This is a genomic window from Sulfitobacter undariae (assembly GCF_014196805.1).
GTDB lineage: Bacteria > Pseudomonadota > Alphaproteobacteria > Rhodobacterales > Rhodobacteraceae > Sulfitobacter > Sulfitobacter undariae.
Map to the genome: position 1 here is coordinate 30,722 of NZ_JACIEI010000021.1, position 21,178 is coordinate 51,899.

19 protein-coding genes are annotated in these 21,178 nt (G+C 52.0%); 16 read left to right on the plus strand and 3 right to left on the minus strand.

Annotated elements, in window-relative coordinates:
* The coding region (locus tag GGR95_RS17425) for a hypothetical protein (RefSeq protein WP_425506425.1) at positions 1-602 on the plus strand (602 nt) is incomplete at its 5' end.
* Positions 595-2,463: an O-methyltransferase gene (locus GGR95_RS17430; protein WP_184568124.1), complete on the plus strand. Its 1,869-nt coding sequence runs from the start codon at positions 595-597 to the stop codon at positions 2,461-2,463. The genes GGR95_RS17425 and GGR95_RS17430, both read left to right, overlap by 8 nt.
* Here GGR95_RS17430 and GGR95_RS17435 read toward each other — a convergent pair.
* On the minus strand, positions 2,460-3,323 hold the full coding sequence (locus GGR95_RS17435) for an SMP-30/gluconolactonase/LRE family protein (RefSeq protein WP_184568126.1): 864 nt from the start codon (positions 3,321-3,323) through the stop codon (positions 2,460-2,462). The two genes, GGR95_RS17430 and GGR95_RS17435, sit on opposite strands and share 4 nt — an antisense overlap.
* Positions 3,320-4,090: an SDR family NAD(P)-dependent oxidoreductase gene (locus tag GGR95_RS17440; protein ID WP_184568128.1), complete on the minus strand. Its 771-nt coding sequence runs from the start codon at positions 4,088-4,090 to the stop codon at positions 3,320-3,322. The genes GGR95_RS17435 and GGR95_RS17440 overlap by 4 nt, the downstream gene beginning before the upstream one ends.
* A gap of 233 nt (positions 4,091-4,323) precedes the next feature.
* Here GGR95_RS17440 and GGR95_RS17445 point away from each other — a divergent pair, with 233 nt between their 5' ends.
* The 10 genes from GGR95_RS17445 (at position 4,324) to GGR95_RS17490 (ending at position 15,634) form a co-directional block, all read left to right on the plus strand.
* The gene (locus tag GGR95_RS17445; RefSeq protein ID WP_184568130.1) at positions 4,324-5,286 is read left to right on the plus strand and encodes a glycosyltransferase family 2 protein; all 963 of its coding nucleotides are present in this window, start codon (positions 4,324-4,326) and stop codon (positions 5,284-5,286) included.
* On the plus strand, positions 5,261-5,929 hold the full coding sequence (locus tag GGR95_RS17450) for an acylneuraminate cytidylyltransferase family protein (RefSeq protein ID WP_184568132.1): 669 nt from the start codon (positions 5,261-5,263) through the stop codon (positions 5,927-5,929). Before GGR95_RS17445 ends, GGR95_RS17450 begins: the two co-directional genes overlap by 26 nt.
* Entirely contained in the window at positions 5,926-6,870 is a 945-nt protein-coding gene (locus tag GGR95_RS17455; RefSeq protein WP_184568134.1) for a phosphoglycerate dehydrogenase, read from the plus strand. Before GGR95_RS17450 ends, GGR95_RS17455 begins: the two co-directional genes overlap by 4 nt.
* A gap of 2 nt (positions 6,871-6,872) precedes the next feature.
* Positions 6,873-7,883 (plus strand): UDP-glucose 4-epimerase GalE, encoded by a 1,011-nt coding sequence (galE, locus tag GGR95_RS17460; RefSeq protein WP_184568136.1) that lies wholly within the window; start codon positions 6,873-6,875, stop codon positions 7,881-7,883.
* Positions 7,884-7,924: 41 nt separating this feature from the next.
* Entirely contained in the window at positions 7,925-10,237 is a 2,313-nt protein-coding gene (locus tag GGR95_RS17465; RefSeq protein ID WP_184568138.1) for a glycosyltransferase family A protein, read from the plus strand.
* A gap of 1 nt (position 10,238) precedes the next feature.
* Complete coding sequence (gene gmd / locus GGR95_RS17470; protein ID WP_184568140.1) at positions 10,239-11,312, plus strand: GDP-mannose 4,6-dehydratase; 1,074 nt, start codon at positions 10,239-10,241, stop codon at positions 11,310-11,312.
* A 15-nt stretch (positions 11,313-11,327) separates the two neighbouring features.
* Positions 11,328-12,074 (plus strand): hypothetical protein, encoded by a 747-nt coding sequence (locus GGR95_RS17475; protein WP_184568142.1) that lies wholly within the window; start codon positions 11,328-11,330, stop codon positions 12,072-12,074.
* A 5-nt stretch (positions 12,075-12,079) separates the two neighbouring features.
* Positions 12,080-13,042: a GDP-L-fucose synthase gene (gene fcl / locus GGR95_RS17480; protein ID WP_281395976.1), complete on the plus strand. Its 963-nt coding sequence runs from the start codon at positions 12,080-12,082 to the stop codon at positions 13,040-13,042.
* A gap of 63 nt (positions 13,043-13,105) precedes the next feature.
* Positions 13,106-14,554, plus strand: a complete 1,449-nt coding sequence (locus GGR95_RS17485; protein WP_184568160.1) for a mannose-1-phosphate guanylyltransferase/mannose-6-phosphate isomerase — start codon at positions 13,106-13,108, stop codon at positions 14,552-14,554.
* A gap of 87 nt (positions 14,555-14,641) precedes the next feature.
* Positions 14,642-15,634, plus strand: coding sequence for a glycosyltransferase (locus GGR95_RS17490; RefSeq protein ID WP_184568145.1), 993 nt, complete (start codon positions 14,642-14,644; stop codon positions 15,632-15,634).
* A 19-nt stretch (positions 15,635-15,653) separates the two neighbouring features.
* On the opposite strand, the gene GGR95_RS17495 is transcribed toward GGR95_RS17490, so the two are convergent.
* The gene (locus GGR95_RS17495) at positions 15,654-16,466 is read right to left on the minus strand and encodes an ABC transporter permease (protein ID WP_184568146.1); all 813 of its coding nucleotides are present in this window, start codon (positions 16,464-16,466) and stop codon (positions 15,654-15,656) included.
* An 84-nt stretch (positions 16,467-16,550) separates the two neighbouring features.
* On the opposite strand from GGR95_RS17495, the gene GGR95_RS17500 reads away from it, so the two are divergent.
* The 4 genes from GGR95_RS17500 (at position 16,551) to GGR95_RS17515 (ending at position 21,177) form a co-directional block, all read left to right on the plus strand.
* Positions 16,551-17,786: a KpsE/RkpR family capsule polysaccharide export protein gene (locus GGR95_RS17500; protein WP_221385006.1), complete on the plus strand. Its 1,236-nt coding sequence runs from the start codon at positions 16,551-16,553 to the stop codon at positions 17,784-17,786.
* 12 nt (positions 17,787-17,798) lie between these two features.
* Entirely contained in the window at positions 17,799-18,458 is a 660-nt protein-coding gene (locus GGR95_RS17505) for an ABC transporter ATP-binding protein (RefSeq protein ID WP_184568147.1), read from the plus strand.
* A gap of 161 nt (positions 18,459-18,619) precedes the next feature.
* Entirely contained in the window at positions 18,620-19,687 is a 1,068-nt protein-coding gene (locus GGR95_RS17510) for a sulfotransferase family protein (RefSeq protein WP_184568148.1), read from the plus strand.
* Positions 19,684-21,177: a glycosyltransferase gene (locus GGR95_RS17515; RefSeq protein WP_184568149.1), complete on the plus strand. Its 1,494-nt coding sequence runs from the start codon at positions 19,684-19,686 to the stop codon at positions 21,175-21,177. The genes GGR95_RS17510 and GGR95_RS17515 overlap by 4 nt, the downstream gene beginning before the upstream one ends.
* Position 21,178: the final 1 nt, after the last annotated feature.

Consider the following 21,178-nt stretch of genomic DNA (forward strand, 5'->3'; position numbering starts at 1 on the left):
AGGCGCAAGCTGCGCTGAAAGCTGATCTGGACAGATGCACCACGGAGCGCGACGCGGCAAAGGTCGCCGCCACGCAGGCCACTGAGGCGCAAGCTGCGTTGAAAGCTGATCTGGACACACGCACCACGGAACGCGACACGGCCAAGGTCGCCGCCACGCAGGCCACCGAGGCGCAAGCTGCGCTGAAAGCTGATCTGGACACACGCACCAAGGAACGCGATGAGGCCAAGGCTCTGGTCGTGAAGCACGAAGCGACATTATCTGCTTTGCGTTTGGAGCAGAGGAAGGCGGCGGGACTGCATACAGAAAAAGTGCTTCGTCTAGAGCATGGTTTTGAGCAATTTCAACTGGATCTGCGCCGCGCTGCCCAAGCGCAAGAAAGAGCGCAGGCTGAAAATGATGTGCTCAAGGTAAGTTACGCAGCGGTTCAGGAAGAGAAGCGGAAGCTTTTGCACCTTGTGCAGCAATTGACCCCCAAGCTCCGTGAGGCGGCACAATATATGCGCGAAATTCCAGCGGTCAAACAGAGCGATGTCGTTGGGATTCTGGAGGGAGTGAAGCCCTCAAAAACTAAAAAGAAAAAGAAAAATACGGATGACTGATATGCCATCTGAAAAAAATGATGCCTCGGACGTGGCAGCCCAACAGGCGCTTGCCCAGTTTGAAAATGCAATTGATTTGCTGGACAGCTATCAAGGCGCAGGTGGTGAAATGTTGCCAGCCTTGCCCCTGATGAGCTTGCTTGAGCAATGCGAAGCGGTGTTAGAGACGCAATCCTTTGGAGAAGGCTCTTGTTCTGTTCTATATGCATTGCCTGGTGTCCCCGCGCTTGAACCTGAATGGTGGGCGCAGCATTTTATCGGATTAACGGTCCGTCGTTTGACCGCTTGTGATATGAATGATGCAGGGTTTTCCGCTTGGGTTGGAGCCATCCGTGCGGCAGGTACGCCTCTGATATTGACAGCCACCCCTGATATTGTTTTGCCTGATGAAGTCGCGCCTGATGTGGTTTCACTTTTGATGTGCCATCCTTACCGCGCGTTCCATGCACAGTCTCGCGCGGGCGGGATAACGCTGAGCGATTATTGCGCAGATGTGTTGCGTGACCTTGAGGCAAAGCCCAATCTTAAGCCTACCCAGATCGAAATTCTTGAGGATGTTCCAGCCTATTTGCGCAGGTCATTAGCCTTACCCGAAACGGTTACGTCACTTTTCGAATGTGATAGAGGTCTGGATCGTTCTGTCGCGGTGCCCCCTTATTTTGAAGGGGAAAGCGCCTATAATAAACTCTGCGATCGGTTTGATTACAGCCCGTCGGATTTGCCGGTTTTGGCTGGTAGGGCTGTTGTGGAGGGGCTTCCGACTTATCGTATGACGCAAGAGGTAACTGGTGCGGCGTCACCAGCTCTCATTTCGGAATTTATGGCACGGGCGGCACGGGTTCAGCAGCGGTTGGACCCCTCCGCAGATTTTTTGGACGGGTCTGCAATTGCCGCGCTTGTTGATCGGTGTGTCGCTGCCGGTGATGAAGGCTTTCTTGATATGTTTGATCAGGGTGTTGATCAACTGGGACATACCGATAGGGCGCTGGCCTATTTGGCAGGGGCTGCGCATTTCAAAGCAACGGGCAAAGGGTCTTCTGCGTTGAGTTTTGTCGGAAGCGCTCTTTTGTTGGCTCCGGTTGAAGCCGCATGGCTTCGCATCTTGATCGCGTCAGCCTATGCGGAGCTGAACAACGGCAAAAGTGCGGTTTTGGCATTGGCATCTGATGCCTTAGCTCCAAAAGTTCTGGATGATGCGGCGCGCAACGCTTTGGATGGTTTGGTGTCAGACATGCTGGGGACAAAGCAGGGCGAGCATGGGCACGCATTGCTGATCGATGCCTTGGAGAAAGAGCCAGCGGCCCCCAAGGGCCGACGCCGTGTTTTGATTGAAATTGGAACCACACGGGAATTGGTATTGGGACAGGGATCAACGCAAAAACTTGCAGCGCTTTGTGTAGAGCATGATCTGGACTTTATTACCGTTGATATGGACCCCCGCAATACGCGCAATGCTGCACGGATGTTTGCCCGTGAAGGGTATGATTTTAAGGCTGTGACATCCAAGGGCGAAGACTATCTTGCCCAGTATGAGGGGCAGATCGATTACATTTTCTTGGATGCTTATGACTCTGATCATGGTAGTTATTCTGAGGCTAGTCAGGATTGCTATGCACCGTTTATAAGAAGTTCTATCGTTCAGGAGCGACCTCACAAAGTACATCTGGACTGTGTTGAGGTATCTTTTCCCAAGATGGTACGTGATGGTTTGATATGTATTTGTGGTACATGGACTTCGCCTCAGGGTGGATGGACCTCTAAGGGTGCTACCGCAATGCCCTACTTACTACAAAACGGGTTTGAGTTGATTGAGGCACGGAATAATGCGGCGTTGCTGCGGCCAGTGCCAGCGGCGGATTAATCGATCAGCACTTGGTGTTCGGCCTGACCCCTTACGCCGCTTGGGGCCATAAACGTCTGACCTGAGTGCGGGGCTGCGATATGCTGTTCGGGGGTCATGCCCTGTCGGGCTGTGGTGACAAATATCGTCTGAAGGTCTGGCCCTCCAAATGCGGGGCAAGACGCATGGGGGGCGGGAACATCTATGGCACGTATGAATGCGCCGTCAGCGCCGTAACAGGCGGCCCGCGCGGCGCCCCACTGCGCGATCCATATTGCGCCTGTGGCGTCAATAACTGCACCGTCAGGATTTAGTCCTTCTGCGACCAGATCAAGATACATCTCGGGCTTACCCGCAGGCCAGCCTTCCGCATCCAGCGCAACGCGCATCACTTGTTTTGATACCGTATCGCAAAAACACGCGGATTTCCCGTCTGGTGCAAAGCTGATTGCGTTAGGAATTGTGATAGATGTGAATAGTTGCCGCAATGTGCCGCGGTACCAGCGCCAGATAGAGCCTGCACCGGTTTCGGCTTTTTTACCCATGGTGCCGATCCAGAAACCACCCTGCGGGTCGGCGCGCCCGTCATTGGAGCGGGTTACCACATTGTCTTTTTCTAAATGGCAGATCAGGTTGCGGGTGCCGTTCCCCAGATCAAATCGCCACAGCCCTGTTTCGGAGGCCAGCAACAGCGTGTCGCTGTCGATCCAACCTGCGGCAGAGTGCATTTCCTCAAATTGCCATTCTTGTGTTTGTGTCTCCTTGCGCGACAACATCCGGCGGCCGGTGATATCGAACCAGAAGAGTTCTTTGCGAAGCGGATGCCACAGGGGCCCTTCGCCCAGATCACAGGCGCGGGTGTCAAAAGCCTGTGCTGTCATCCTGTTGTCACCACGCCACCGTCAATCACCATGGCCTGACCGGTCATCATCCGGCTGGCATTTGAGGCGAGGAACAGCACACCGCCTGTGATGTCTTCTGGTCCGAGGGTCTCCTTGAGGCACTGGCGCGCCAGTTGCCCCTCAATCGCTTCGGGAGTGACCCACATATCAAGCTGCTTTTGCGTCATGACCCAACCCGGGGCCAACGCGTTCACACGAATTTTATCGGGTCCGAATTCACGTGCCAAGGCGCGGGTCATGCCATTAATGCCTGAATTGGCCGTCACATAAAGAGGGTAGCCTGCATTCCCCATCATGTAGCTGATGGAGGTGAAATTGATGATTGTACCGCCTCCAGCAGCCTGCATGCCCGGAATAACGGCCTGTGCCGCAATGAAGTAGGCCTTGAGGTTGACATCAATCAGGCGGTTCCAATCATCATCGGTGACATCAAGTGTCTCATGCCGCTGGTCATTGGCAGCATTGTTGACCAAAACGTTGACGGGTCCATGGGCATCTGTCGCTTGCGCAATCGCTGTGCGTATGGCTGTGCTGTCGGTTATGTCGCATTTTATGAACAGGGGTCTATTGCCCGTTTCACGGGCGACGTCGTCGCAAAATGCAGATCCGTCGGACCGTTGAACAAAGGCGACGCGCGCCCCTTGTTTGACAAACGCGCGGGTGATTTCCGCCCCGATACCGCTCCCGCCGCCGGTGATGAAAACAGAGCAGTCTTTGAGGTCGGGGAAGGTCGGTGTTTGAGACAAAATAAGGGGTCCATTCTATGTAGCGCTCTGCGGTGCAGGATATGGCTATTGTATGGCAACTTTTAGGCATCCAGGCAATCAAATCAGGTCACGCACTGGACAAAGTGGGGGGAGGCAATGTACTCACGGATATAATTAGTTAACGTCTATATTTTCAATGAAGCATTTTAGCACGATCTGGCGCTGTATTTTTCTAGCCCTAAACGTGAAACGATTTAAATGGGGTGGACTGGATGCGAGCAAGCATTGTCATACGTACACTTAACGAGGCTGAGCATCTTAACGATTTGTTAAAGATGATTGAGCAGCAAGTGACGCAAGGTGTCGATGTGGAGACGGTGCTGATCGATTCGGGATCGACCGATGGTACGGTTGAGATTGCACAAGCGCATGGCGCGCGGGTCACGACGATCACAAAAGCCGAATTTTCCTTTGGGCGCTCTCTTAATCGCGGCTGTGATTTCTCTACGGGTGATTTTCTGGTGTTGATTTCGGGGCATTGTGTGCCCGTGGATGAACATTGGCTGCAAAACCTGTGTCAGCCGTTGATCGATGGCACTGTTGATTATACATACGGACGCCAGATCGGTGACGATGACAGCAATTACAGTGAACGCCGGATTTTCGCCAAATACTTCCCCGAGGCATCGAATGTGCCGCAGGAAGGGTTCTTTTGTAACAATGCCAACTCTGCAGTGACGCGTACGGCATGGGAGAAATTCCAGTTTGACGAAGAACTGACGGGACTTGAGGATATGGAACTGGCCAAACGTATGGTCGCGACCGGACTCAAGGTGGGATATGTTGCCGATGCAACCGTGTTTCACCACCATCAGGAAAGCTGGCGGCAGGTCCGGAGGCGGTTTGAGCGCGAAGCACTTGCCTTGCGCCAGATCATGCCAGAAGTACAATTGTCGCGGCTGGATGTGGTGCGGTTTTTTGCGGCCAGTGTCTGGGGCGATATGCGATCTGCACGCCGTAACGGCATCCGTACGACATCGCTGATGGATATGATCCGCTACCGCTGGAACCAGTTTTCAGGTTCCTACAAAGGCAACCATGAGCACAAGGTTCTTTCGCAATCTGCAAAAGAACGTTTTTTTTATCCACAAGTTACTAAAGAGGCAGATCAAGATGAATGGCTCAAGCCGGTGCGTCGCACTTCTCCCTATGAAAGCCAACAGTCAAAGGGTTAAAGGTAAAAACTTCCGTGATTTGCACGGTAAGCCGCTGTTTCGCTGGATACTCGACACTCTGTTGGCGGTTCCGGAAATTGATGAGGTGGTTATTAACACCGATGCGCGCCACATCTTGGCCGAAAACGGGCTGACCGATGGTGACCGTGTACGCATTCGCGACCGCAAGCCAGAGCTCTGCGGTGATACTGTCTCAATGAACCTGATTTTGGCGGATGATATCGCTGCGATGCAGGCTGATACCTACCTGATGACCCATACCACCAACCCCATGCTGACCTCCGCGACGGTCAAGGCAGGGCTGGAAGCCTATCAGGCAGGGGTGGCCGCAGGCACGGCGGATTCACTTTTTACTGTGAATAAAATCCAGACGCGGTTTTACCGCGCCGATGGCAGCCCCGTGAACCATGATCCAGACAACTTGATCCAGACACAGGATCTGGAACCATGGTATGAAGAAAACTCCAACCTCTTCATCTTTTCCGGCCCCAGCTTTGCCAGCACAAATGCGCGCATCGGTAAAAAGCCGATCTTGCATGAGATGGACAAGATGGAAGCTGTTGATATTGATACCCCCGAAGACTGGGCACTGGCCGAAGCGGTCGCGTCCCTGCATCTTGCTAAGGAAGCTGCTGCATCATGAAAGATATCCTTGTTACCTGCCCGCCCATGTTGGGCCAGTTTGACCGTTTCGTAGAGTTCGCCGCCGAGCGCGGATTGAAGTTGCACCGTGCCGAGGTGACTCAAATTCTGAGCGAGGACGAGTTGTGCGCAGTTCTGCCTGACTATGACGGCTGGATCATCGGTGACGACCCGGCCACGCGACGGGTGTTTGAGACAGCGCAAAAGGGCCGTCTGACGGCGGCTGTGAAATGGGGCATCGGCGTGGATAACGTTGATTTTGCGGCCTGCAAGGATTTGGGCATTCCGATCATCAACACGCCGATGATGTTTGGTGCAGAGGTGGCTGATGTGGCCACGGCTTTTGTGATCGGGCTTGCCCGAGAGCTGTTCACAATTGATCGTGGTGTGCGCGCAGGCAACTGGCCTAAACCTGCGGGCATCAGCCTGCTGGACAAACGCGTGGGCGTGATCGGTCTGGGTGACATTGGCCGTCACACGGTGACACGGATGCGCGCCTTGGGCATGCAGGTTGTGGCCTATGATCCCGGTGTTGAAGGTGATGCAGGGTTTGACGGGCTGGAACGTGCGGCATGGCCCGAAGCGGTTGAAGATCTGGATTTTCTGGTCTTCACCTGTGCACTGAACAAACATAATTTCCACATGCTGGATGCTGACGTGCTGGCGCGCTGCAAGCCGGGTGTGCGCATCGTCAATGTGGCCCGCGGGCCGCTGATCGACGAGGCCGCGCTCATTGCGGCGTTGCAGTCGGGCCATGTGTATTCCGCAGGCCTTGATGTGTTCGAAGAAGAGCCTTTGCCGATGGACAGCCCGCTGCGCGGCATGGACCGCTGTATTTTCGGATCGCACAACGGGTCCAATACAATTGATGGCGTGATCCGTGCCAGCCACGAAGCAATCACACGGTTGGCGGGGTTCTATAGCCCTGAAGGCGAGGGTTAAACATGGCGCGTGTTCTTCTGACGGGCGGTGCAGGTTATATCGGCACCCATACGCTGTTGGAACTGTTAGCGCAGGGCCATGAAATTTGTGTTGTCGATAACTTTGACAACAGCTCTCCTGAAGCCCTCGCGCGCGTGCGCCGTCTGGCCAACCATGATTTTAAGGTCATCGAAGCCGATATTCGTGACCGTACAGCTTTGCTTGCGGCTTTTGAAGATTTCCGGCCTGAGGCAGTAATCCATTTTGCCGGACTTAAGGCAGTTGGAGAAGCTGAGGCGAAACCACTGGCTTATTACGATACCAATATCAGCGGTACATTGGTGTTGCTGGATGTCATGGAGGCGACGGGCTGCGGGCGGATGATCTTTTCATCCTCTGCCACAGTCTATGGCGAACCTGATTACCTGCCCATCGACGAGGATCACCCGTTGCGCGCGGGAAGTGTCTATGGCCGAACCAAACTGATGGCAGAGCAAATCCTGACAGATTGGTGTCGTGCCCATGAGGGGACATCCAATGTATTGCTGCGCTACTTCAATCCGGTGGGGGCTCATGCCAGTGGCACCATCGGCGAAGATCCGCAGGACATTCCCAATAATCTGATGCCCTATATTGCACAGGTTGCCGTGGGGCGGCGGGAGCATTTGTCAGTTTTTGGCGATGACTACGACACGCGCGACGGCACAGGCGAGCGTGACTATATTCACGTTGTCGATCTGGCCCGTGCGCATGTTGCCGCTGTTGATTACGCGATGGAAAGGATGGGCACTGAAGTGTTCAATATAGGAACTGGGAACGGCAGTACTGTGATGGAAATGCTCGCTGCCTTCTCAAAGGCTTGTGGGCGAGAATTACCTTATAAAGTGGCCTCGAGACGGGTAGGCGATATTGCATCCTATTATGGGGACCCTGGTAAAGCGGCGCGCCTTCTGGGGTGGCGTGCTATACATGGGGTAGATGATATGAGCCGCAGTACCTGGAAGTGGCAATCAGAGAACCCGGATGGGTATTAGAAATTCAACTCTCCAATTTAAGTATAAATTGAAAGGCTGGCATGACGGTTTTTAATGTACCGATAACGATTATAGTTACAGCATACAATAGCGCGACATATATAGACGACTGTCTATCCAGTATTGAGAGGCAAGATATACCTCATTTGGAGGTTATTATTCTTGACGACGGCTCAAGTGATGCACTCGCAGTCGCAGTAGCCCCTTATCTGGAAAGGAACAGGAAATGGAGGTATTACTCTCAACCCAATCACGGTGTCGGTTTTACGCGCAACCGCGCTCTTTTGCTTGCTCAAGGTGAGTATATTGGTTTCTTAGATAGTGACGATTATGTCAGTGATACGATGTATTCTAATTTATTGAATATAGCGAAAAAAGACGACGCTTGTGTTGTTTTTTCCAATTTTAATAAATGGAATGAAGTAACTGGAGAAGAGATTACAGATAGAAAAGACCGGTATTATGAAATGGATGACCTTTCTGCTGAGGAAAGGCTGAGATATATATTTGGCGGTCGTATTTTTGGAATGGCGTGTTCTTGTATTTTTAAGCGTTCCACCTTTTTAAATGCAGGGGTCTTCTTCCCAGTTAGGACATATCATGAAGATATTTATGTTTTGCCTCGGATATTTGCCAATGCACATAAAATTTCTCACTCAGAAGAAAAGGGCTATATCTGGAGAATGCGAGAAGGCTCTGAGAGCCACTCTATTAATAGCCGGCACATCACGAGCATTCTCCATGCACTGATTAGTCTACAGGACTACATAAAATCCATTGGTAGATACGGGGTGCTTCAAAGGTCTTTTACCACTTACTGTATAATGTATTTAAATGGGCTTCTGCGTCGAATTTTAGGATCTCACGAGCTTCCTGAGAATAAAGCATACCTGCTTGATCTGCTGAAATCGGCTGCAGAAAAAATTCTTTCGGATAAAGGTGAATTCGTTCCACTTCATGAAAAGTCTTACGGGCCATTTGTGGATTTCTTTCGAAGCACTGAAAAAAAACCGCAGAATATCGTAAACGCTCTGATGCTCCAACCATTGAGAACAACCCATTGTGATGTTGTTTTTTTCCCTCACAAGCTGTATCACACCATAACTATGCTACCGATTGCGAGGTTCCTTTTTCAGAACAATTATTCTGTGATGTTTGTTAACATGTCAGATGAATATGCAGATGAGGGGGCATTCTCTGATTTTGACTATTTCGAGTTTCCAGTGGTCAAAATGTCAGATTTTGAAAAAAATCACTGCACGTATTCTTCTTCGGTTGTTATGAATGACTGGGATGTAAAGTGCGCTTTACCGATAGTATTGCGAGACAATGCGTTGGGGAGATCAACCTTTGGGATTGTAGAGGGTATTCAAGATTTTTGGGATATGGATACAGGGCGACACAGGAATGCCTATCAGAATGTAAAGTATCTTATTGCGGCGGGAGAACACGATTTGCGTTATTTCGCTGCAAAAGTTCACGATGAAGTGATGGTCGGTGGTGTTCCTAGAATTGCGCCGCTTCTGACTAGAGACGTCAAGCATCCAGCGCGTCCAACAGCGTTGATTAATGTCAATTTCACCTATGGCGTATTAGAGGCTGAACGCGATTCATTTATTAAGGCGGCAGTCTCGGCATCAAGGGCGGCGGGCTTCGATCCCGTCATCTCGCGACATCCCCAAGACGAAGGAGATTTATCAGGATACAATGTAACCGATATGGATATGCACAGTGCAATTGATAATAGCTCGGTATTTATCAGTCGGTTTAGCACAGCTATCATAGAGAGTGTGGCCATGGGGAAGCCTGCCATTTACTATAACCCGGATATCGAGGCGGTTGATAAATTTTTGCACCCGCTGGATGCCTTCGAGGTATGTAAGAATGAATCGGAGCTCGTAACTTGTTTGAAAAAAGTGCATACTTGGATACAGGAAAGTAATCCTCTGGATCTTTCTGCAAAGGTTCGAAAATCGAGCGCGGAATTTCTTAAACTGCACTGTGGTATCGGGGTGGATGATGCAAATCCTGAAAAAATTGCTGAATTTATAGCAAGCAAGACACAACGTCTCCAAAGCTCAAATACTGGCTCTGAGCCTTTTTTTGAGGAATTCGCCGTGGACATTGTCGATGATCAGCGCATCACTACTCACAAGAATTTGTTACTCGAAACAGCTTCTGCGCTCCTGCTTGCGCCTGAGGACACATTGGCCCTTCTTGAGGTCGGAGGTGGCTTGGGAGAGGCCATAGCGGCGGCAAAAAAACATACGTCAGACGATGATTCAGTGCGGTTGCATTTTGAAAGAGTCCTTATGTTTACGGAGAAAAAGTGCAGTACAAAGGTCATGCTATAACATGGTCCGCCGCGCACTCATCACTGGAATAAGTGGGCAAGACGGCTCCTATCTTGCGGAGTTATTGTTAGAAAAAGGATACGAGGTTCACGGCATTAAGCGCCGTGCTTCGTCGTTCAATACTCAGCGGATTGATCATATCTATGAGGATCCGCATGATAGCCACGCGCGTTTTCGGCTGCATTATGGAGATCTGACTGACACCTCTAGTCTCACGCGTATCCTGCAAGAGGTGCAGCCGGATGAGGTGTATAATCTGGGCGCGCAAAGCCATGTGGGTGTCAGTTTTGAAGTGCCTGAATATACTGCTGATACTGATGCAATCGGAGCCCTACGGTTGCTGGAAGCAATCAACTTTCTGGGACTTGAAAAAAAGACGCGGTATTATCAAGCCTCTACATCCGAGCTGTTTGGCCTTGTGGCGGAAACCCCGCAATCCGAGACCACACCATTTCACCCCCGCAGCCCTTATGCGGCGGCAAAACTATATGCCCATTGGATTACGGTGAATTACCGCGAAGCCTATGGCATGTATGCGTGTAATGGTATTTTATTTAATCATGAGAGCCCGCGCCGTGGCGAGACCTTTGTCACACGCAAGATTACCCGTGGTTTGGCCGCCATCGCGCAGGGACGCGAGACATGTCTCTATATGGGCAATATCGATAGTTTGCGTGACTGGGGACATGCTCGCGACTATGTGCGGGCCATGTGGATGATGCTGCAACAGGATGCGCCCGATGATTTTGTGATTGCGACAGGGATACAACATTCAGTGCGCCAGTTCATTACTTGGGCAGCGCAGGATCTTGGGCTGGAACTTGCCTTTAGCGGCACAGGGCTGGAAGAGATCGCAACAGTGGTGTCGGTCACAGGTGAGCGCGCCCCTGGGGTCAAGCCCAAGGACGTTGTAATGCGGGTCGACCCACGTTATTTCCGCCCTGCGGAGGTGGATGCTTTGCTCGGGGATGCGAGTAAAGCACGTAAGGTGTTAAACTGGACGCCACAGACCAGCGTGCGTGAAATGTGTGCAGAGATGGTTGACGCGGATCTAAATATAGCGCGTAAATTATAGGTTGAGTGCAGTTGAATGTTAAAGGTTTTAATAAATTCAATACCAAAATCCGGAACTTATTTCGTAGGTAAGTTGTTGGATTGTGCTGGGATGAATGCTACAGGATATCATTTACGCAACAGCTTGTATTGGGACTGGAACCGAGCGGAAACATTGGATGATGTGGTTCGTACACCAAACGAATTTCTTACAGATGCGTCATTAGAAGAAACACTTGGTAAAATTGTTTCTGGGTTCACGTACGCGCATTTGAACCACAACACAGAAACAGAGCAAATCTTAGAGCATATAAACGGGTTGCGACATGTATTTTTGTATCGAAACCTAAGAAATAGTATCGTATCGTCGATGCGCTTTGTCGAGCAGCAGCAATTAGCTCTGGGGCTATCCGTGGCATCGCAGCAAACGCAAGCGGAGCGGCTCTATAACTATATTTCGAAGCAGGGCGATAGCTTCTTCGTCAATGCGGGCCATCAAGTTGGTTGGTTGAGTTGTGATGCTGTGTCAAAATTTCGTTTTGAAGATATTGTTGAAAGCACTTGTGCTACAAAGGAATTATTGAATGCATGTGGCTGGGAAGGCTCGCGTGCAAAGGTTGAAGCCATCAGAGCTTGCGCAATAGGCGAGCGTACGCGAACTTCGACGGGGAAAAATTCGGACTGGAACGAATACTGGAGTGATGAGATAGAGAAGATATTTGTAAGTTCTGGTGCACAGCAGCTGAATATACAAATGGGATATGAGGGTGATAACAGTTTTTGACTGCAATGCGCATTTTCCTCGCTGGTCATACGGGAATGGTTGGTAGTGCTATCGCGCGCCGACTATCGTCACGGACTCAGCAGCCTGAGATAATCACCCGCAATCATGCACAGCTGAACTTGACCGATCAGGCAGCTGTGCGGGATTTCATGCAGGATGTGCGGCCCGATGCTGTGATTCTGGCGGCTGCGCGTGTCGGGGGTATTCACGCAAACAACACTTATCCGGCAGATTTTATTTACGAAAACCTGATGATCGAATGCAATGTGATCCATCAGGCCCATGCCGCGGGTATCACGCGCCTGTTGCAGCTTGGCAGCTCGTGCATCTATCCGCGTGAGGCGGCCCAGCCAATGGCCGAGAATGCGTTGCTGACTGGTGTGTTGGAGCCCACAAACGAACCCTATGCCATAGCTAAAATCGCAGGCATCAAACTGTGTGAAAGTTATAACCGACAGCACGGGACCGATTACCGTTCGGTCATGCCCACGAACCTCTATGGCCCGGGTGATAATTTTCATCCTGACAACAGCCATGTATTGCCTGCTATGATCCGGCGTTTCCATGAGGCGGTTGAAAAGGGGGCGGATGAGGTCATGATCTGGGGATCGGGCACACCGCGCCGCGAGTTTTTGCATGTCGATGACATGGCGCAGGCCGCCTTGTTTGTGATGGACCTACAGCAGACGGTTTATGCGGCAAACACATCGCCGATGCTGAGCCATATTAATGTGGGTACGGGAACAGATATCAGCATCATGGAGCTGGCGCAGAGGGTCGCAGCGGTGACCGGATTTAAAGGCCGGATCACAACAGACCCGTCTAAACCTGATGGCACCATGCGCAAGTTGATGGATGTTACGCGGTTGGCAGAAATGGGCTGGCAAGCACGCATAGATTTGACCTCGGGTATTGAAGACACATACAATTGGTTTCTAAGCCAAAATGCATCGTCTATAAGGACATAACGCGCTGCTTGAGGCAGACTGTTTTTGTGCGTTTTTGCAAAGTCACAACACCCGATAAGGAGGCTGCCTGTGCTTATTCATCCTGTGATCTTATGTGGTGGTTCTGGTACGCGGCTGTGGCCCCTGTCGCGTAAATCTTACCCTAAACAATTCTCGTCTTTGACGGGGGATACAAGCCTGTTTCAGGCGTCGGCACTGCGCCTGTCAGGCGCGGCGTTTGCGGCGCCTATCGTTGTGACTGGGTCTGATTTCCGTTTCATCGTGACCGAACAACTGGCGCAGGTCGAGATCGCGCCCGCCGCCATTCTGATCGAGCCACAGGCGCGCAACACGGCCCCTGCGATCCTTGCCGCTGCCCTTAGCTTGCACGCGCGTGAGCCAGGCGCGTTGATGCTGGTGGCTCCGTCCGATCATGTCATCCCGGATGTCGCGCAGTTTTCTGCTGCGGTAGAAGCTGCGGCTGCCACGGCCCGTCAAGGTAACTTGGTCACATTTGGCATCCGCCCCGACCGTGCCGAAACGGGATATGGGTGGTTAGAGCTCAGCACGCAGCCGGATGTAGATTTTGCGCCTGTCGCGCAGCCGCTGGCCCAATTTGTTGAAAAACCCGATCTTGCTACAGCACAGATGATGTTCGAGGGGGGCAAGCATTTGTGGAATGCAGGAATTTTCCTGTTTTCGGTGGATACCCTGATCGCAGCCTTTGAAACATACCAGCCCGAGATGCTGGAGCAGACCCGTGCGGCTGTGGCCCAAGCGGAACTGGATTTGGGTTTCACGCGGCTGGCGGGTGAACCTTGGGCCGCGTTGGATGATATCTCGATTGATTATGCGGTCATGGAGAAAGCCCCGAACATGAGCGTTGTCCCCTATGGCGGCGTATGGTCCGATCTGGGCGGTTGGGAAGCTGTTTGGCGTGATGGAAACCCCGATGCACAGGGCGTCGTTACCACTGGCCCTGCGACTGCAATTGATTGCACCGATACATTGTTACGCTCTGAGTCTGAAACTCTGGAAGTGGTCGGCATCGGCCTGAAAGATATCGTTGTTGTTGCCATGCCAGATGCCGTTCTGGTTGCGCATAAAGACCGAGCGCAAGAGGTGAAAACGGCCGTCACAGCACTCAAGGCGAAAGGGGCTGCACAGGCTGACACCTTCCCGCGTGATCACCGCCCTTGGGGATGGTTCGAGAGCCTTGCCGTGGGACGGCGGTTTCAGGTCAAACGGATTGTCGTCAATCCCGGAGCAGCGCTGAGTTTACAGTCACATCATCACCGCGCAGAACACTGGATTGTGGTGGAAGGCACGGCGCGTGTGACCATCGATGCAGAGGTCAAGCTCGTGACTGAAAACCAGTCGGTCTATATTCCACTGGGTACGACACACCGTATGGAAAACCCGGGAAAAGTACCAATGGTGTTGGTTGAGGTGCAGACAGGCAGCTATCTGGGGGAAGATGATATTATCCGCTATGAAGATGTCTATGCCCGCGGGCAAGGCGCCAAAGGGTAGCAATACGCGCTGCATGATCCACGGCTTGTTTGACTTGATGTTTGTTCAGGGACACATCAGAAGCGGGCAACAGCGAAGGTATAGTCAATGCAGCAAAGCACAGCATCATCAACAGACCACTTGGTGGCGCTTGTTGTCACATATAATCGGTTGGAGCAGCTACAGGTAACGCTTGCGCGGCTGCTGGCGGCGCGCAGCGAAGGTCTTGACCGGATCATCGTGATTGATAATGCGTCTACCGACGGCACCCGGGATTGGCTGGCCACACAAACCGACCCCGCTCTTTTTGTACATCGCTGTGCGGTGAATGGGGGCGGGGCTGGTGGCTTTGAGGCAGGCATGAGATTGGCCGTTGAGCGTTTTGACCCGGACTGGATCTTGGTGATGGATGATGACGCTCGCCCGGAACCGGGGGCTTTGACGGGTTTTCATGCAAAGGAGCGCAATAGCGCGATGGCGTGGTCTGCGGCGGTCTATCATCCCGACGGGCGCATTTGTGACATGAACCGGCCCACACTCAATCCGTTCTGGCACCGTGGCATGGTTTTGCGCACTCTCTTGGGTATGCTGCAGGGCAAAAGCCGTGACGGGTTTCACCTTGGGGCGGCGGATTATGCCGCGACTGAAACCCGCGCAGTCGATAGTGGCTCGTTTGTAGGATTATTCATCTCACGCCGTGCAATCCAAACCGTGGGATACCCCGACGGCGCGTTGTTTATCTATGGTGATGATGCCCTGTATTCACTGGCGATGCGGCAGGCTGGGGGGGAGATCCTGTTTGATCCGGCCATCCGGTTTGAACATGATTTTACCACCATCACAGATGCAGACCAGCGGTTTGTCCCCCTCTGGAAGAGCTACTATTACTACCGTAATTTGATGATGGTTTACCGCTTGGCAGCCGGGCCGTGGTTCTGGCTGGTCTTGCCCTTGATGACGCTTAAATGGACGCTTCGCGCGCGCGCTCATCGGGGGGAACGCATGCGATATCTTACATTGATGATACGTGCCCTGCGTGACGGTGTGATGCAGCGTACAGGCACGACTCATACCCAAGTGCTGGAGTGGTCTCGCAAGTGAGCGAGGCCACTCATTCTCCTTAACGGTTGAGAATATCTCTATGGAAGCGGCCCAATAGAACCACGCCGAGGAACAAGCAGATCAAAGAGACGCCAATGACATAGCTGGCATCAAAGTAGGTTGCGTCATAATTGCCGTAAAACCCCCGACGCATCAGGCCCGTGATGTGAAGTAGCGGATTATACCATAAGATATTCTGTATCGTAGCGGGCATATCCTCATAGAGGAAAAACACACCAGAGATGAAGAATAGCGGTCGTGTTGCAATGCCCCAGATTGACATCCAAACACTGAATAAACCAAATAAAACACAGTTAAGCACGCCGATGCTAAGCCCTAAAAAAGCCATCAAAATCACGGCTTCTATGACGGGCCCAAAGTCAATCAGCGCGCGTGTATCCGTTGCGATTATTAAGCCAGTAAACAAGATGCACATGACGACAATATTCGTCAAAGAGTCGAGGATGAAACGTGCCAGCACTGCATCAACCCATGTTACTGCAGGGTAGAATAGCAATGCGCGCGAAAAATTGATGGCCCGTCCGATGTTCGAGTTCAGTTGCTGGAACAGGGTGAAGGGGAGGAGGCCTGTGGCATAAAATAATAGAAAGCTTGTGCCTAAAGGGGGCGTTTGGATCAGGATAGATAGACCAAATCCCAATACCAGAATGCCACCTAAGGGCTCCATTATGGCCCAGGCATACCCCCCGGGAGAGCGCCCGTATTTTGTAGCCATCTCTCGCAGAATTAATGCAACAACCGCGCGAAAAGTTGCGAATTTGCGCTCGGACCCATGGGCAATCTTTGTCGGCAGGGCGGGACGTGGGGCCATTGTGGCATATTCCAGTGCTGGTAATTTAATGGTCAGTGTGTAAAGGCTATCTCAGAAATTAAAAATTGTCTTTTTGGAATAAAAATGAACGAAACGCCCCCAAAAGATATCAGTGCCGCACCGCAGACCCAAGCAACGCAGAGCGCAACAGCAACCCAGCCTACCCCTGCCGTACCAAAGCCACGCAAGGCTGTCAAAGCTGCGCGCTTTCAACGTAGGCATTTTGGACTACTCGTGTCTTTTGGGGCCATCGTGGTCATGCCCGTTCTTGTTGTTGCTGTGTATATGTGGGCGATCGCAGATGATCAGTATAGCTCACAGGCCGGCTTCACGATCCGGAAAGAAGAAGGCAGCGGCGCCTCCGAGCTTCTGGGCGGGCTCGCCTCTCTGGGTGTTTCTTCAGGGGGATCAGACGGCGATATCCTGTACGAATTTATTCTCAGCCAGGCTTTGATACAGGATATCGATGATAACGTTGGCCTGCGTGAACATTATGGTGCCCGCTGGAGTAGCGATCCTGTCTTTGGCCTAAAACCTGATGCTAAAATCGAAGATCTTGAACGATATTGGAGCCGTGTTGTGCGGCTTTCATATGACCGTTCTTCCGGGTTGGTTGATTTACGCGTCTTGGCATTCACACCCGAGAAAGCACAAGAAATCGCCACCGAGATGATCCGGTTGAGCCAGAATATGATCAACGCCCTTAATGATCAGGCGCGTGAAGATGCGATGAGATATGCGCGTAGTGATCTGGCTGAAGCCGTAGAGCGCCTTAAGGCCGTTAGAGAAGATCTGACTCGGTTTCGGTCCTATAACCAGATTGTTAATCCCGATGCGGATATTCAGGGCCGTATGGGGGTGATGAATAATCTGCAGCAACAGCTGGCACAGAGTTTGATCAACTTGGATTTGTTGACGGGATCCACGAATGATAGTGATCCGCGCTTACGTCAAGCCGAGCGCTTGATTGAAGTCATTCAGGAACGCATTGCTGCGGAACGCCAGAAGTTATCTTCGGGTGGGGCAGCCGCCGGCGGAACGGGTGAGGATTACCCTCGACTGATCGCGGAATACGAGGCTCTGATCGTTGACCGAGAGTTCACTGAACGAAATTATAGCGCCGCTCTTTCTGCTCTGGATCTTGCGCGGGCGAATGCGTCGCGGCAAAGTCGGTATCTGGCTACATATATTGCACCGACATTGGCCCAAACCAGTGAGTACCCCCGCCGTGGGGCGATTACAGGACTGGTAGGCGTGTTCTTGCTTTTGTCTTGGTCTGTCATGGCGCTGGTTTATTATTCGATCCGTGACCGTAGTTAACAGGGTGGCAAGATGATCAGGTTTGAGAACCTAACCAAAAGCTACTGGGTGAAAGGTGTTCAGAAGCTTGTGATTGATAACCTCTCCACCGAACTGCCCACAGGGAAATCGCTGGGTTTGCTGGGCTTGAACGGTGCGGGGAAGACCACGTTGATGCAGTTGGTCGCAGGGACGATGCGGGCTGACAAAGGGCGCATCGTGTCCGATGGGTCTATATCATGGCCGGTCGGTTTTGGCGGCTCGTTCCACCCTGAACTAACGGGCGCGCAGAACGTGCGGTTTATTGCCCGTATCTATGGTGTAGATACGGACGAGCTGATCGCTTTTGTTGAAGATTTTGCCGAGTTGGGCAAGCACTTCCATATGCCTGTACGCAGTTATTCAGCGGGCATGAAATCGCGCCTGACATTTGGGGCTACTTTTGGAATCCAGTTTGATACCTATCTGGTGGATGAGGTCACCTCGGTCGGCGATGCCCCATTTCGACGTAAAAGTCGGGCATTGTTTCAGGATAGAATGCAGGCGGCCAGTGCCATTATGGTGAGCCACGAAATGGAGCAGCTACGTAATTATTGCGATTCAGGTATTATACTGGAGAATGGCCAACTGACCTATTTTGAAGAAATAGACGAGGCGATAGAGGTTCACTTGCACCAAATCAGGCAAAATTAGCAAAATATTCACAGTTTCGGCAAGTTTCTACTCATGTGGTATAGTTGCGCGATTGATAAAATGTGTTGTCCTTAATGTGTTGTCCCTACAGGGTATGTGTTAATTAACCCCGGTTGCATTCGTTTATGCTGAAACCCCTATACTGAGCTTACTGAGAATTTATGACCCAGACCATTTATCTACACATCGGACATTACAAAACGGGCACAACGGCCTTGCAAGCGGCGATGGTTTCCAATGCAAAGGCGCTTGCTGGTAAAGATGTGCATTATCTGGATGTCTTCAGGTATCAGAACAAACACTCTAAACTCGCCTTTTCCATTCTTCGGGCCGCGGGTGTCACAGAGTTGATGCATGGCTATGATCATAAGCAGACACCGCAAGCGGTCTGGGATCAACTGTTCAAAGAGGCCCGCCAATCGCGTGCAGGGGCGGTTGTTGTCAGCACCGAAGAATTTATGCGGATCGGGGCGCACCCGAAAGCGCGTGAAATCCTGCGAGATGTTATTACCTCTGCCCAAAAAGAGTTCGATTTTCGCATTGTTGTTTACTTGCGTGCCCCCCTGTCTCACTTGCAATCATGGTATAATCAGCTGGTGAAAATGAACACGGGGCCAGTTCCGTCGTTCAATGCCGCTGTGTGCGACTTTATGGAGCCCGTTCACTTTGACTATGGGCAAGCGCTTGCGCCATGGATCGATATTTTTGGCGCTGACTCCCTCATTGTGCGCCCCTATACAGATGACTTACGCAAAAAAGGTGCCTTGTTTGCCGATTTCCTTTCTGTCTTCCAGCTCACTCCGGGGCGATGGACTGTAGAAGATAACCGTGTGCAAAATCCGCGTATGGACGACACTTTGGTCGAAGTCACACGCGTTATGCAGGCCGCTGGGGCGTCTGATATTGATACGGAGCGTGTACAGAACCTTGTCTCACGGTTACGCGGCGCGACGAAACGCGACAGCGGAGTGAGCATGGCCGACGTGGCAACGCGCGCGCGCGCTGGTCTGAGCAGCCTGCCGTCGCTTCCTGGTAACACAGTTGATGTAGATGTTTTTGGCGATCAATTGCCCGCATCTGATGACACTTCATATGCCAAAGATATCGAAACCTTGAGCGATCTGGTGACGTTTCTGGTCGGGGATATTAAAATTCTGCGCACAAATTTCCATAAACGGCACGAAGATCTGCTGAGCCGAGTTATTGCTCTGGAAAAGGGCAATTCTTGAGAGTTCTATATTATAACTGGGTTGATTATCTGGATGCAGAGGGGCGCGGCGGAGGTGTCTCGCTGTACCAACGCAATGTCATGGCCGAATTGGCCAAAGACCCAACAACAGAGCCTGTTTTTCTGGCCTCAGGCGTTGCGTATGACCTGCCTGCGCGCGCGCCGCGTTGGGAGCCCATTCGGGATCATCTGCAAGTAGACGGTGTTGCGCGGTATGAGCTGGTCAATTCAGGGGTGCTTGCACCCGCGCATTACAGCTTTGGGGATCATGCCCAGCTTTCGCATCCTGCGACCCGTGATGTGTTTTTCGATTTTATTGAGAAAACCGGCCCCTATGATGTGATCCACTTCAACAACCTTGAAGGGTTACCCGCAGACGTGCTGGAGCTGTCTTTGCGCTGGCCGCAAACACAGATTGTTTTGTCACTGCACAATTACTATCCGATCTGTCCGCAGGTGAACCTTTGGTTTGATGAACGCAAGACCTGTGAAGATTTTGAAGGGGGCGCTGCCTGTGTGCACTGTCTGCCCCATCAATATGACGGGCGCATGTTGCGGGTGATGTCGGGCATGTCCTGTCGCCTGAAATCTATCGGGTTACAACCTGGGACTTGGGCGTTTGATGTTGCCTTCCGCTGGTTTTTGCGGCTGGCACGGCGCGGTTTGCATGGCTGGCGCTGGATCACCGCAAAACTGCGCAAGGCACCAGCGCAAACACCTTTATTAGACCCTAATATCGGGGCAGTACGTGCTGCCGAATTCGCCAATAGGCGGGCGCAGATGATCGCCTTGATCAATACCCATTGTACCCATGTGCTGTGTGTCTCTGACGCTGTGCGTGTGTTGGCTGAACGCTATGGGATCAGCGCCTCTTTGACACGTACCAACTATATTGGCACCCTTGCCGCAGAGATGTTCCCACACACGGCCCCTGCAAAATGGGATCAGGAAAAAGAGACCCTAACATTAGGTTTCTTGGGGTATATGCGCCGCGACAAAGGTTTTTTCTTTTTGCTCGACGCTCTTGAGGCTTTGCCGCCAGAGCAGGCTGCACGTGTTCGTATTGTGATCGCAGCCCGTGCTGGCCCGCGTGATGTGATGGACCGTATAGACGCGCTAAAATCACGTCTCGCGGATATCATCTATTATGATGGTTACACCCATGAACAGCTTGACGATATTTTGTCACAGGTTGATGTCGGCGTGGTGCCTGTGTTGTGGCATGACAACCTGCCACAGGTCGCGATTGAAATGCACGCACGCCATATTCCGCTGCTGACCTCCCATATGGGGGGCGCGCCGGAATTGGGCCGCTGTGCAGATATGGTGTTTACTGCGGGCGACACAGATAGCTTTGGCAAACGAATAGACGCGCTTCTGGGGGGGCTGGTGGATATGGACAGATATTGGAACGGGGCCATGGTCCCGCTCACAATGGCTGCGCATATCGCGGAGCTTTCAGAGATCTACGCCACAAGGCCCCAAACCTAAG